The sequence below is a fragment of the Yersinia sp. LJYL362 genome, from assembly GCF_048323875.1.
This window is the reverse complement of record NZ_JBLWEX010000182.1, coordinates 1-13,892: the sequence shown is the minus strand read 5'-3', so window position 1 is coordinate 13,892 and position 13,892 is coordinate 1. Positions and strand designations below refer to the sequence as shown.

Here is a 13,892-nt window from a genome sequence, read left to right as displayed (position 1 = left end):
TTTGTGCTTTGTTATAGTCAACTTTTGACTCGATCAACACGCGAATACCTGACGCAGCAATAACCCCGTACAGCAGCAGTGAGACGCCCCCCATAACCGGCACTGGCACCGCCTGAATTGCAGCAGCCAATTTACCGATACAAGAGAGCATAATCGCCAGAATCGCCGCACCACCGATAACCCAGGTACTGTAAACACGGGTGATCGCCATAACGCCGATATTTTCACCATAAGTGGTATTTGGTGTCGAACCGAAGAAACCAGAAATAACCGTCGAAATACCATTAGCAAACATCGAACGGTGTAGGCCAGGGTCACGAATCAAATCTTTTTTCACAATATTTGCTGTGACCACCAAATGCCCAATATGCTCGGCAATCACCACCAATGCCGCTGGCAAGATGGTCAGAATGGCAAACCACTCAAAACGTGGAGTATAGAATGTCGGCAAGGCAAACCAGTGGGCCTCACGAATAGGAGTCAAATCAACCACCCCCATCACGAATGACAAGGCATAACCGACCAGCACACCAATCAGAATAGGGATAATGGCAAAGAAACCACGGAATAACACTGACCCCAGAATGGTCACCCCTAAGGTCACCATTGAAATGATGATGGTGGTGGAATCGACTGTCACCCCTTCGGCAGGCAACAGCCCCGCCATTCCCGCAGCCACGCCAGCCAATTCAAGGCCGATAACCGCAACAATCGCCCCCATTGCCGCAGGCGGGAACAACACATTCAACCAACCGGTACCGGCTTTTTTTACAATCAACGCCACCAGACAGAACAACACACCGCACATGATAAAACCGCCCAAGGCGACTTCGTAACCCAATGGCAGCAATAGCAATACTGGTGAAATAAAGGCAAAACTGGAACCCAGATAAGCAGGGATTTTTCCCTTACAAATGAATAAGTAAAGCAAGGTTCCGATGCCGTTAAACAGCAGCACCGTCGCCGGGTTAATTTTAAACAGAATAGGAACTAAAACAGTGGCACCAAACATTGCGAACAAATGTTGGAAACTCAGGGGGATCGTCTGGAGCAGCGGTGGGCGCTCGCTGACGCCAATGGTGCGACGGCTCATTTTCTCTATCCTCTAATGAAAGTTATAGGTTGTGGTGTTGAATGCTAAAAATTATTCAAAAAAAAGCCGACTATCGAGTCGGCTATCATCAATTATTTGGTTCCGAAAATCTTATCGCCGGCATCACCCAATCCAGGGATAATGTAGCCGTGTTCGTTCAGGCCTTGATCGATGGAAGCGGTGTACAGCTCGACATCTGGGTGAGCGGCTTCCAGCGCTTTGATACCTTCAGGAGCGGCGACCAATACCAGTACCTTTATACTCTTACAACCCGCTTTCTTGAGCAAATCAATGGTTGCAATCATCGAACCACCGGTTGCCAGCATCGGATCAACCACCAGCGCCATGCGCTCATCGATATTTGATACCAGCTTCTGGAAGTAAGGGACAGGTTTTAGGGTTTCTTCATCACGATAGACACCCACCACACTGATGCGCGCACTAGGTACATTTTCCAATACCCCTTCCATCATGCCCAAACCAGCACGCAGAATAGGGACTACAGTAATTTTCTTACCTTTAATCTGTTCAATCTCAACCGGCCCGTTCCAACCCTCGATGGTGACTTTTTCAGTTTCCAGATCGGCGGTTGCCACGTAAGTCAGCAAACTCCCCACTTCAGACGCTAACTCGCGAAAACGCTTCGTACTGATATCATTCTCACGCATCAAACCAAGTTTATGTTTTACTAGCGGGTGTTTCACCTCAACGATCTTCATTATTTTTCTCCTGGTTAGGCGACTGGCGGCCAAAAAAATCGCGAGATTATACCGCCTTTTTTTTTGAACGCCACAATGAATAGCCTGATTCAGATCAATAGAAAATCATTATTAAGTCAAGAAAGCTAAAAATCGGAGTGATATCACAAGCTACTCGCAAACGTTTGCCTCCGCTGTTAGAATTGTCGCGTTTTCTTCCTAAGCTCAAACAGCCAACCGCAGTGGGGACCTCGCAGTGACCAACAAAACCTCTCTCAGCTATAAAGACGCAGGTGTAGATATTGATGCCGGCAATGACCTTGTTGATCGCATAAAAGGTGTGGTTAAACAGACTCGTCGCCCAGAAGTGATGGGTGGATTGGGCGGCTTCGGTGCCCTCTGCGCTTTGCCACAAAAATACCGTGAACCTATCTTGGTTTCAGGCACCGACGGCGTCGGCACCAAGCTGCGTCTGGCGATGGACCTGAAACGTCACGATACCATCGGTATCGATTTAGTCGCTATGTGTGTTAACGACCTGGTGGTTCAAGGCGCAGAGCCGCTGTTCTTCCTTGACTACTTTGCCACCGGTAAACTGGATGTGGATACTGCTGCCAGTGTGATTACCGGGATTGCCGAAGGGTGCAAACAATCAGGTTGTGCGCTGGTCGGGGGTGAAACGGCCGAAATGCCGGGGATGTACCATGGTGAAGATTACGACGTTGCCGGTTTCTGTGTTGGCGTGGTCGAAAAATCTGAAATTATCGACGGCAGCAAAGTCGCGCCAGGTGATGCACTGGTGGCGTTAGGGGCTAGCGGCCCGCACTCTAACGGCTACTCTTTGGTGCGCAAAATTCTGGAAGTCAGTCAAACCAACCCAGAACAGACTCAATTGGATGGCAAATCGCTGGCCGACCATCTGCTGGAACCGACCAAAATCTACGTAAAATCAATTCTTAGCTTGATTGAACAACTTGATATTCATGCGATTGCTCACCTGACCGGTGGTGGCTTCTGGGAGAATATCCCACGCGTGTTGCCACAAGGGACTCAGGCAGTGATTGATGAAGCTAGCTGGCAGTGGCCCGCGGTGTTTAGCTGGTTGCAAGAGACGGGTAATGTCAGCCGCCACGAAATGTACCGTACCTTTAACTGCGGCGTCGGCATGGTTGTTGCACTCCCCGCTGAACTGGCAGACAAAGCGGTTGAATTGCTAACCGCATCCGGTGAAAAAGCCTGGAAAATCGGTGTTATCGCTGCGGCGACTGATGGTGCAGAGCAAGTCATTATCAATCCGTAATATTGATAATTCCACTGCAACTTCAAGTACTAAGGGTTTTACCCAAAGTAATTGGTGTTGCAGGTAAGCGGCAAGCAAGGGAATCCCGGTGAGCTTACACAAGTAAGTGATTCAGGTGACAAATCGGTCAGGAACCGATTTGAACGCTGTTTGCAGCGGCCTCGCAGAGGCGAGGCCCATGGACGGGCCGAGTAACGCGCGCAGTCAACAACCCTGCAACTTCAAGTACGAAGGGTATTATGAAAAAGATAGTGGTATTGGTCTCAGGCCAAGGCAGTAATTTACAGGCACTGATAGACGCCCAACAACAAGGGCGTATTTCAGGCGAGATTAGTGCTGTTTTCAGTAATAATCCTGATGCTTATGGGCTAAAGCGAGCTGAGCTGGCGGGTATTGCGCATCATGCTCTGGATGCCAAGGCTTATGCTGATCGCGCCAGTTTTGATTTAGCATTAGCGCAAGCCATTGATCAGTATCAACCTGATTTGCTGGTGTTGGCGGGTTATATGCGCATTCTCAGCCCGGAATTTGTTCAGCATTATGCTGGCCGGATGTTGAATATTCATCCCTCGCTGCTGCCGAAATACCCAGGCTTGCATACCCATCGTCAAGCATTGGAAAACGGCGACCAGGAACACGGTACCTCAGTGCATTTTGTCACAGAAGAATTAGATGGCGGCCCGGTCATCCTGCAAGCTAAAGTCCCGATCTTTAGTGATGATAGCGAAGCGGATATAATTTCGAGAGTGCAAACTCAAGAGCACAGCATTTATCCGTTAGTGGTCGGCTGGTTTACTGATGGCCGTCTGGCAATGCGTGATAATGCCGCCTGGCTGGATGATAAACGCTTACCCGCACAAGGTTATGCGGCTGAGTGAAACAAGTTAATGAATATTGGTTAAAGGCGCTGCCATTTTAAGGTGAGCGCCTTTTTTAATTCCCCTGTGCTTACCCCTTGTGCTAATAGTATAATTTTTAGGGCAGCAACCGCTGTCGTCATATGAGGAATAAGCATGTCAACCACTAGCAGCGTCCGGTTACGCCCTCTGGAACGGGATGATCTGCCGTTTGTCCATCAGTTAGATAACAATGCCAGTGTTATGCGTTATTGGTTTGAAGAGCCTTATGAGGCTTTCGTCGAACTGTCTGATTTGTATGATAAACATATCCATGATCAGAGCGAGCGCCGCTTTATTATTGAAAGCCAGGGCACCAAAGTGGGTCTGGTTGAGTTAGTCGAAATTAACCACATTCACCGCCGCGCTGAGTTTCAAATTATTATCGACCCAGCCCATCAAGGTAAAGGTTTTGCTGGTTCGGCTGCACGACTAGCAATGGAATACGGTTTTTCTGTCCTGAATCTGTACAAACTGTATTTAATTGTGGATAAAGAAAATGAGAAAGCCATTCATATTTATACAAAATTAGGCTTTGAAATCGAAGGTGAATTGAAACAAGAGTTCTTTATCAATGGTGAGTATCGCACAGTAATCCGCATGTGCATTTTCCAGCCGCAATATTTGGCTAAATATAAGACACCATCGATAAAGAGTATTTGATTATATTGGGGTCACCAGACCCCAACATCTAATTCAGTAAATCCAGTAAAGTAATATGATCACTCTCATTGATCTTATCTATATTCGCCAGCAACAAATCCTGTGAATTGCTGTTATGAATTCTAAAGATATTATATGAATAGATGATATTGATAATATCATCTTCACTCAGAGTACCGTTATAGATAACAAAAGCACTGATTACTGATTTGATAATAAAGAAATCAATGGAATAGCCATAAAAATCCTTACCCATATTCTCAGGTTTTTTAATGGCAAACTGATTGTGATAGAAACAATACTGAAATAAATTACGTAAAATATGCGGATATTGATTAAGTAATGGCATAACCTTGTCACTCCAGGTGGAACTCAGCATTGCCATACGTGCGTCTAACTGATTAACATCCACTTCATTCATCAAATGATGAATCAAAAAAGCCATATAATTAAAGAGTGTCTTTTGACCTCGGTTTTTTAAAGCACTGACAGTGCGTCGTTGAAATATCATTAAAAAATTCCAGCGTACATTAGCATTAAACGGGATCATTGCCATTTTCTGCTTAATATCCCCCGAGACTAACTTGTCACGGATAGTCTCATATAGTGCTGATATTATCTCTTCTCTATCGGCGTCTGTCTTATCGATATTTTGGCAGCAATGAATAAAAATATTAATTGCATAAATATTTTCTTCAACATTTTCGCCAGGAATGAGAACTAATTGATTGCAATAATAATTAATCAACCGCCCTTCAGTATTAATTTTTATATCATTAAAATTTTGTTGTTGCTTCACTGTCTCTTCATGCATATTAAATGCATTAGGATCAAATAAGACTAATCGGGCCACTTCTGGACAGGAGAGTGTCAATGTATTGAATTTCTCCCCCTTATAGGAATAACTACTACGAGGATATGTTGTGCAAGTTTTACTGAGTGCTTCGCCCCCCAGCCGCTTATGAACCTCACATAAACGGGCTTCATCCAGATAGGGGCAATTGCCATCTTCTTTGAGGCGTATTTTAGCCCAATCCGACTGGCTAGTCCGCGTAACAGAAATATTCTTGATTGCTATATTTCTAATTGCTTGGTTTTGGCTGTTTTTATATTTTCGGTATGTATTTTTATCAATGCTGATATCCCAGCCATTGCAGCAATGATCACGACAAGCTGAGCCCACGCAGCTAAAATACTCCACAAATTGTGGTTGAATAATTTGTAACTCTTTCACTAAAGATAGCCTATTATATCGATAATTATAAATAACAAGCGACACAACTTATTGCCAACTTAAATCATATTCACTATTTTAGACCAAAAGTGATAGGGAAGAAAAATCCTCTCTGGTTGCCAATGCTCGCAATTTTTGTGTAAACAACAGACTTAAGCCATCTGTTGACTCACGACAAGCATGATAAGAATAGAAAATATCAATAATGTTATCTTCTGTTAAAAATCCATATTTAGCTGCATGGGCACTAATCAATAATTTTAAATAAAAATAATCAATAACCTGTAAATTAAACGTAGCGAGTGCTGGCTGTTCTCCCATTGCTAATTGGTCGTGATGAATTCGATATAGAAAATAATTACGCAATACTGACGGATGCTCAGCAAAAAATGGCAATGCAATCTGGTGCCAGGCATCACTTAATGGTTGTTCACGATTTGGAGATGCAATCTTTTTATCTGGGGAATTATCCAATAGGGTTTTAGCATAAACGGCCAAAACCTTCCCCCCCCGAACATCAGATAACTGCATAATTAAATCACCAAAGTGATGCAATAGCTCGTGGCGAAGTGCTGGTGCATAATTTACTGTCGTTAATGACTCTACTGCTTTCCCTGATGTTATTTCAGCTGCTAACTCAGTTCTCAGATTATCTATTTCAATCATTTTATTTTTATTAACATCATAGCTGACAGGAAATGCCTGTAAAAAATTATTTATTGCCCACAAGCTTTCTTCAATAGTTTGTTGCTGACTTGCCGCGACAATAGCTGCACAAGCACGGTTAGCCAGTCGTTCATCAATAACAATATCTGGTGCTTTGTAATAATCATATTGATGGATAGTCGAAAATCGCAATATTAATGCTTCAGGAGAAAATAAGACTTTCCGCGTCACTTCTGGACAAGAAAGCGACATACTTTTGATTTTCTGATTCTTATAAATATGCTCGACGCGGGGGTAAGTCGCACAACTGTTACTCAGTGCATTAGGGCCTGCATGTTTGTGAATTTGACATAACTGTTGTTCATCAAGAAATGGACAATTCCCTTGGTTATCAGGGTGGATGTTAGCCCAAGAAGCAAGGCTGGCTTGGGTAACGGAAATCTGGTTAATGGCAATGCGTTTAATATCTGCATAAGGGCTTTTAATATATTTTTGATAACGATTTCTATCAAGCGTGACACTCTGGCCTTTGCAGCAGTGCTCTCGGCAAGCTGAACCGACACAGCTAAATGTCTCCATAAAATCAGGCTGAGTTATCAATAGCTCTTTCACTTAACGCTTCCATTCAATAGTCACCAAAATAACGAGCGACACATGAAAGTATAAACTTAAATCGCAATTGATAAATAAAGCGAACACCTTAGAAAAGTGGTTCGCTATTACTCAATGGTCAACCATAGCGCCCGGTAATATAGTCTTCCGTACGCCGCTGATGTGGTGAAGTAAATAACGCATCGGTAGCGTTATATTCCACCAGCGCGCCTTGATGGATAAATGCGGTGTAATCTGAAACCCTGGCCGCCTGCTGCATATTATGGGTCACTAACACCACGGTATATTGCTGTTTTAACTCGGTAATCAGCTCTTCGATGGTTAATGTCGAAATAGGATCTAACGCCGAGGTTGGCTCATCGAGCAATAACACTTCCGGCTCAATGGCAATAGCCCGGGCTATCACTAAGCGCTGCTGTTGACCACTGGAGAGGCGAAAAGCATTTTCACGCAATCGATCTTTGACTTCGTGCCACAAGGCAGCAGCGCGTAATGAGCGCTCGACGGCATCATCCAGAACTCGCCTATCGCGGATCCCCTGCAAACGCAGGCCATAAACCACATTCTCATAAATAGATTTTGGGAAGGGATTCGGCCGCTGGAAGACCATGCCGACCCGCCGACGCAATGCCGCCACATCGGTGGTTTTCTCGGTAATCACTTGGTTACCCAGCCGAATCTGGCCCTCAAGGCGGCAGTTATCCAGCAAATCATTCATGCGATTAAAACAGCGCAACAAGGTTGATTTACCGCAACCGGAAGGGCCAATTAGCGCAGTAACACGGTGCCTGGGGACATTAAAGGAAATATCATGCAGCACCTGTTTATCGCCATAAAATAAATTGAGCTTTTCGACCGCTAATGCAGTTTGCTCGTGGGTCAATTGCTGCACATCTAACAGTGGCAGCGAATCCGGCATCAAAAGTCCCATATCTCATCCTGCGGGTTAAAAAGCTCAGTCACAGCATTAAACCACGGTATTTTTCGCGCAGATGATGGCGAATACCAATAGCGGCTAAATTAAGACCTACCACAATAATCACCAGCAGTAGCGCGGTGGCAAAGACTAATGGCCGGGCAGCTTCTACATTGGGGCTCTGGAATGCCATATCGTATATCTGGAAGCTTAAATGCATAAATTTACGTTCTAAATGCAGGAACGGGAAAACGCCGTCTACTGGCAATAATGGCGCTGATTTCACCACCCCCACCAACATCAACGGAGCCGTTTCCCCTGCGGCTCGCGCTACCGCCAAAATCAACCCGGTTATCATCGCCGGGGCAGCCATCGGCAACACAATATGCCACAGTGTCTCGGCTTTACTGGCCCCTAGCGCCAATGACCCCTGCCGCAGGCTGGCCGGAATCCGCGATAACCCCTCCTCAGTAGCAACAATCACCACCGGCAATGTCAATAAAGCCAGCGTTAACGCCGCCCATAGCACGCCCGGCGTACCAAATGTCGGGTTAGGCAAAGCTTCGGGATAAAACAGTTTATCCAGTGAGCCACCGATAAAATAGACAAAGAAACCGAGGCCAAACACCCCATAAACAATGGACGGTACACCAGCTAAATTCACCACGGAAATACGAATCATCCGAGTCAGCCAGTTTTTCCCTGCATATTCATGTAAGTAAACCGCGGCAATCACCCCCAATGGCATGACCACAATAGACATCAGGATCACCATCAGCACCGTGCCAAAAATAGCCGGGAACACCCCACCTTCAGTATTGGCGTTGCGCGGGTTATCTGTCAGAAACTTATGTGTTTGTACCGCGAAATGGCGTAGTTTCTGCCCGAGACTCATATCATTGGGGTACCAGGCACGGTTGATTTGGCTCAGTGGCAGTGGATGAACTTGCCCATTCATATCGCGCAACAGCAGAGTGTAACGGCTTTGGTCGCTTTGTAAGCCGCGTAATTTCTCCATCATCGCCTGATGGCTGCGCTGGAGTTCGCCCCACTCGGCTTCAATGCGGTCTTGCGCTTTGCCATCAAAATTACCGCTCATTTGCAGGCGTTTTTTCTGTAGCCGCAATGCTTCGAACTGTTGATTCAGCATGTTCATCTGACGGAACTGAATATCTTTGGACTGCCTGACCAGCGCTTGTATCACCGGAATACGTTTTTGCAGTTCCTGAGCTAAATTATCGCCCACCACCGGCTGACCGTTATCCAGCATTCCAGCCAGAAATCCGTATGCCGTACCATTAATGTGGCGGTCTAACACCAATAAATCTTTGGGCTGGCTGCGTTGTTGAATATCAGTGTCCAGCAAGCGATGAAAATCTTGCCCTTGTATCTCACGATTACCCGTCTTAATCAGATAACGGGTCACAGTTTCACCCGCTTCAGGCGGTAACATAATACCTGCCTGCTCTAGTTGTTCGCGTGGGATAGACTGCTGCTGATAAATTTCACCAATCACCCGGACAGGGCCGGCGGCGGTTTGTTTGAGTTCAAAAACGTAAACCGGACTGGGCCAAAAATAGCGCATCCCCTGCCCCGCCAACAATAAAACCACACCCAGCAAGGCCAGCAAGCTGATACTCACCGCCCCAGCCGTCAGCCAGATCCACGGCGAACCGGAAGCAAACCATTTTTTAGTGAAGCCAATCATCAGACAATCTGCTCCATTTGATAGCGTTCACGTAACCGCAAGCGAATGGACTCAGCGAGTGTATTGACTAAAAATGTGAAACAAAACAACACTAATGCCGTCAAGAACAGTACCCGGTAATGGCCACTGCCCATCACCGCCTCCGGCATTTCAATGGCAATATTAGCGGCCATCGCCCGTAACCCCTGGAAAATGCTGCCATCGATAATCGGTGTATTGCCGGTCGCCATCAGCACAATCATGGTTTCCCCTACTGCGCGGCCAAAACCAATCATTAATGCGGAAAAAATACCGGCATAAGCTGAAGGCAGTACCACGCGAATTAGGGTTTGCCACGGGGTCGCCCCCAGCGCCAGAGAGCCCTGACTCAGTGATGGCGGCACGCTAAATAGTGCATCTTCGGCCAGCGAGAAAATGACTGGGATCAGGGCAAAGCCCATGGCAACCCCCACTACTAAGGCATTGCGCTGGTCATAATTATCACCCAACCATTCATGCAACGGCACTCCCAACACCGCTATCGCCAGTTTTGGCCCCAACCAAAGTGCCAGCCAGCCAGTCAATAAAATGACCGGCAGCAAAATAATGACATCCCAGCCCGCAGGCAACTGGCGTGGCGTTTTTGCCGCCAATCGAGCGCTACCCCAGCCACATAATAAAATCATTAATGCCAGCAAGGGGGGCAACAATAAAATACCGGTCAAGTACTGTTCGATAACCGGCGCCAGCCAAATACCGGCAATCAAACCAATCACCACCGTCGGAAAGGCACCCATCATCTCAATCGTCGGTTTAACTATTCGCCTTAGGCCCGCCGACATAAAATAAGCCGTATAAATGGCACCAGCCAATGCCAGAGGTACAGCGAATAACATGGCATAGCCTGCTGCTTTTAAGGTACCGAATATTATCGGTATCAGACTAAATTTGGCTTGATAGCTCTCTTGTGCAGAACTTGATTGCCAAACATAGGCCGGTTCGGGGTAATTCTCATACCACACCCGCTGCCATAGGCTGCGCCAATTGATGTCAGGGTAGCGATTGTCTAATTGATAGGTAGTCCAACCGGCAGCATTCTCGACCAGCAAGTTATCGCCCCAAGGGGAGAATGCGGCATGAGTCATTCCCGCCACCAGTTTATGCTGTAATAGTGGTTCTGACTGGATACTCGAGAACAGTGATAGCTCGCCTTGAGGGGATAGTGAAGCAAACACCCGCCGTGTGTTTTCAGTGGTTAGTAAGCCCTTACCTGCGGGCGTAAAGCTGCGAATTCGCGTCAAATGATATTGGTTGTCTGGCCCTTTAGGTACATCAAACCATTGTGTGACAGCACCGTCCGGCGATTGAACCAGCAGTGACTTTCCCCCTGCTAATAAAGAAAGGTGCAATGGCCCTTCCGACGGGTGCTTGTCATCTTGCAATGAAACCACTTCTCGTAATGTCAGTTCAGCGCCAAATTGGTAGATATACACCTGATGGCCGGATAACAGATAGAGCAGGTGCCCGTCGGGTGACAATAACAGTTGGTCAATGGTCTTGGGGACATCCGTCAGTTCGGTGACCTGCTGCCCTTGAGCAGTAAACATCCCGGCCATCAGACGACCATCTGCGGTAGTAGCGGCAATAGAAAAATGTTGGGGTTGCGGTTCAGCCAACACCAAATGACTCAGGTTTTGGCCGGTCAAATCCAGAAAACGCGGCTGCTCACCCAGTGGAAATTGCCAGCGAGGCGGTGTTGCTGAAAAATCGGGTTGCAGCAGAATAAAACGACCATTGCTCAGGCCAATGCCATATAAAGATTGTGCCCCCGCAGCACGACTGATTGATAGCGGTGGGGGCGATAGCGGGTGCTCACTGATAAGGCTTCCAGCGGGAGATTCACCCTGCTTATCCAGCCGAATGAAATAGCCTCTGCCTTTATCATCAATGCGATACCCTACCAGCCCTTGGGCATCAGCTCCCATAGCAAGCGTCGGCGCACTACGATTCACGGCAAACTGATGATGCAAATTGATGGATGCGGGCTTAAATAGGGGCAGAACGGCGTACAATAAATAGACGAAAATTAGCATTAAGGTCAGCAGAACCAACAGGCCACTGCCCGTCACCAACATACGCACCAGACGTTCAATGACAGCCCGGCGCTTATCTCTCCCTGATAGTGTTACTACGCCCGCTTGCTGCATAATCTTTGCTTGCCCCATGCCCTTACGCTATATCTCGCCTATGTTATCAAGCCAGCGCCTATCTATAATAGATATACCGCCAGATGACCGAGCATCTTATGTCAGTTTTGTGGCGTTTGCATGACAATGTAGGAGTTTTTAACCAACAACGTTAACTCGTGATATCTGTTGGACTTTCTTGTCAATCTTTCGCAATAATGATTGAGGACACTAAATACTCCCACAATAATCTTACTGGAGTTGCAATGGGTCAGGAAAAGCTCTACACCGAAAAAGAACTCAGTTGGTTATCTTTTAATGAACGGGTATTGCAGGAAGCGGCGGATAAGAGCAATCCACTTATCGAGCGGATGCGATTTCTTGGCATTTACTCCAATAATCTCGACGAATTTTATAAAGTCCGTTTCGCCGATCTGAAACGGCGCATTTTAATTAGCGAGGAGCAAGGCTCAGCCGTCACCTCTCGCCATTTGCTGAAAAAAATCCAAAGTAAAGTGGTGAAAGCTGATCAAGAATTTGACGGGCTTTATAACGATCTATTGCTGGAAATGGCGCGTAATCAAATCTTCCTGATTAATGAGCGGCAAATTTCCGAGAATCAGCAAATCTGGTTAAAGCTATATTTCAAACAGCATCTGCGCCAGCACATCACGCCGATTCTGATTAACCACGACACTAATTTGGTGCAATTCTTAAAAGATGATTACACCTATCTGGCAGTGGAAATTATCCGTGGTCAGGAAATAGCCTATGCGCTGTTAGAAATACCTTCAGACAAAGTACCACGCTTCGTTAATTTACCACCGGAAGCTCCTCGTCGTCGCAAGCCAATGATATTACTTGATAATATTCTTAGGTATTGTCTCGATGAGATTTTTAAAGGCTTCTTTGATTATGATGCGCTGAATGCCTATTCCATGAAGATGACCCGCGATGCAGAATATGATTTGGTCACTGAAATGGAATCCAGCCTGCTGGAATTGATGTCGTCGAGCCTAAAACAGCGCCTGACCGCTGAGCCAGTACGTTTTGTTTATCAACGCGATATGCCTGATGAAATGGTGGAGTTACTTCGCAATAAACTGGGTATCTCTAACGATGATTCCGTCATTGCCGGTGGCCGTTACCATAATTTCAAAGACTTTATCAGCTTCCCGAATGTGGGGAAAAGCAATCTGGTTAACAAACCCTTGCCGCGTCTGCGCCATATTTGGTTTGATAAATTCCGCAATGGTTTTGATGCCATTCGCGAACAGGATGTGCTGCTGTATTACCCTTATCACACCTTCGAACACGTATTGGAATTGCTGCGTCAGGCATCATTCGACCCCAGCGTTTTGGCCATTAAAATCAATATTTACCGCGTTGCCAAAGATTCACGCATTATCGAATCAATGATCCACGCCGCTCATAATGGTAAAAAAGTGACGGTGGTGGTGGAATTACAGGCGCGTTTCGATGAAGAAGCCAATATTCATTGGGCCAAAAGTCTGACTGCCGCGGGTGTGCACGTTATTTTCTCCGCGCCGGGGCTGAAAATTCATGCCAAATTATTCTTAATCTCTCGGCTCGAAGGCGAGGAGATCGTGCGTTATGCTCATATTGGCACCGGTAACTTTAACGAGAAAACAGCTCGTATTTATACCGACTATTCTTTGCTGACGGCTGATGCGCGTATTACCAATGAAGTGCGACGGGTATTTAACTTTATTGAAAACCCTTACCGCCCGGTCAAGTTCGATAATCTGATGGTGTCACCACAGAACTCACGCTTGATGTTGTATCAATTGATTGATCAGGAAATTATTCATGCTCAGGCGGGAGAAAGCGCCGGCATTACCCTGAAGATAAATAATTTAGTGGATAAAGGCCTGGTAGATAGGTTATATAGCGCCTCCAGTGCGGGCGTGAAAATCCGGC

General features: G+C 46.3%; 11 protein-coding genes. 4 read left to right on the top strand and 7 right to left on the bottom strand.

Annotation, left to right across the window (positions count from 1 at the left end; all coding sequences use genetic code 11):
- Both uraA and upp read right to left on the bottom strand, forming a co-directional pair.
- Nucleotides 1-1,093 (bottom strand): uracil permease (gene uraA / locus ACNSO8_RS09055; protein ID WP_418394422.1); only part of this gene is annotated, 1,093 nt, incomplete at its 3' end.
- Between the two features lie 92 nt (nucleotides 1,094-1,185).
- Entirely contained in the window at nucleotides 1,186-1,812 is a 627-nt protein-coding gene (upp, locus tag ACNSO8_RS09050) for a uracil phosphoribosyltransferase (RefSeq protein WP_005162121.1), read from the bottom strand.
- Between the two features lie 235 nt (nucleotides 1,813-2,047).
- On the opposite strand from upp, the gene purM reads away from it, so the two are divergent.
- From purM to speG, 3 genes are all read left to right on the top strand, one after another.
- Nucleotides 2,048-3,091 (top strand): phosphoribosylformylglycinamidine cyclo-ligase, encoded by a 1,044-nt coding sequence (purM, locus tag ACNSO8_RS09045; protein ID WP_019081779.1) that lies wholly within the window; start codon nucleotides 2,048-2,050, stop codon nucleotides 3,089-3,091.
- A gap of 239 nt (nucleotides 3,092-3,330) precedes the next feature.
- Nucleotides 3,331-3,969, top strand: a complete 639-nt coding sequence (gene purN / locus ACNSO8_RS09040; protein ID WP_418394421.1) for a phosphoribosylglycinamide formyltransferase — start codon at nucleotides 3,331-3,333, stop codon at nucleotides 3,967-3,969.
- Nucleotides 3,970-4,104: 135 nt separating this feature from the next.
- Nucleotides 4,105-4,650 carry a spermidine N1-acetyltransferase gene (speG, locus tag ACNSO8_RS09035; protein ID WP_005162143.1) on the top strand — a complete coding sequence of 182 codons (546 nt, stop codon included), beginning with the start codon at nucleotides 4,105-4,107 and terminating at the stop codon, nucleotides 4,648-4,650.
- A gap of 28 nt (nucleotides 4,651-4,678) precedes the next feature.
- On the opposite strand, the gene fliB (ACNSO8_RS09030) is transcribed toward speG, so the two are convergent.
- From fliB (ACNSO8_RS09030) to ACNSO8_RS09010, 5 genes are all read right to left on the bottom strand, one after another.
- Nucleotides 4,679-5,884, bottom strand: coding sequence for a flagellin lysine-N-methylase (gene fliB, locus ACNSO8_RS09030; protein WP_418394420.1), 1,206 nt, complete (start codon nucleotides 5,882-5,884; stop codon nucleotides 4,679-4,681).
- A 78-nt stretch (nucleotides 5,885-5,962) separates the two neighbouring features.
- Nucleotides 5,963-7,162 carry a flagellin lysine-N-methylase gene (fliB, locus tag ACNSO8_RS09025; RefSeq protein ID WP_074007177.1) on the bottom strand — a complete coding sequence of 400 codons (1,200 nt, stop codon included), beginning with the start codon at nucleotides 7,160-7,162 and terminating at the stop codon, nucleotides 5,963-5,965.
- Nucleotides 7,163-7,280: 118 nt separating this feature from the next.
- A complete protein-coding gene (gene pstB, locus ACNSO8_RS09020) occupies nucleotides 7,281-8,093 on the bottom strand; it encodes a phosphate ABC transporter ATP-binding protein PstB (protein ID WP_019081782.1) in 813 nt (270 codons plus the stop codon).
- Between the two features lie 28 nt (nucleotides 8,094-8,121).
- Nucleotides 8,122-9,786, bottom strand: coding sequence for a phosphate ABC transporter permease PstA (gene pstA / locus ACNSO8_RS09015; protein WP_046050454.1), 1,665 nt, complete (start codon nucleotides 9,784-9,786; stop codon nucleotides 8,122-8,124).
- Nucleotides 9,786-11,972: an ABC transporter permease subunit gene (locus ACNSO8_RS09010; RefSeq protein ID WP_418394423.1), complete on the bottom strand. Its 2,187-nt coding sequence runs from the start codon at nucleotides 11,970-11,972 to the stop codon at nucleotides 9,786-9,788. Before ACNSO8_RS09010 ends, pstA begins: the two co-directional genes overlap by 1 nt.
- A 245-nt stretch (nucleotides 11,973-12,217) precedes the next feature.
- Between ACNSO8_RS09010 and ppk1 the strand changes: the two genes are divergently transcribed.
- A partial coding sequence (ppk1, locus tag ACNSO8_RS09005) for a polyphosphate kinase 1 (protein ID WP_418394419.1) occupies nucleotides 12,218-13,892 on the top strand: 1,675 nt, incomplete at its 3' end.

What these genes read in the sequence shown, in the direction of transcription:
- upp (WP_005162121.1), bottom strand. Translation starts at nt 1,812, where the DNA reads ATGAAGATCGTTGAGGTGAAACACCCGCTAGTAAAACATAAACTTGGT.
- purN (WP_418394421.1), top strand. Translation starts at nt 3,331, where the DNA reads ATGAAAAAGATAGTGGTATTGGTCTCAGGCCAAGGCAGTAATTTACAG.
- speG (WP_005162143.1), top strand. Translation starts at nt 4,105, where the DNA reads ATGTCAACCACTAGCAGCGTCCGGTTACGCCCTCTGGAACGGGATGAT.
- pstB (WP_019081782.1), bottom strand. Translation starts at nt 8,093, where the DNA reads ATGGGACTTTTGATGCCGGATTCGCTGCCACTGTTAGATGTGCAGCAA.
- pstA (WP_046050454.1), bottom strand. Translation starts at nt 9,786, where the DNA reads ATGATTGGCTTCACTAAAAAATGGTTTGCTTCCGGTTCGCCGTGGATC.
- ACNSO8_RS09010 (WP_418394423.1), bottom strand. Translation starts at nt 11,972, where the DNA reads ATGCAGCAAGCGGGCGTAGTAACACTATCAGGGAGAGATAAGCGCCGG.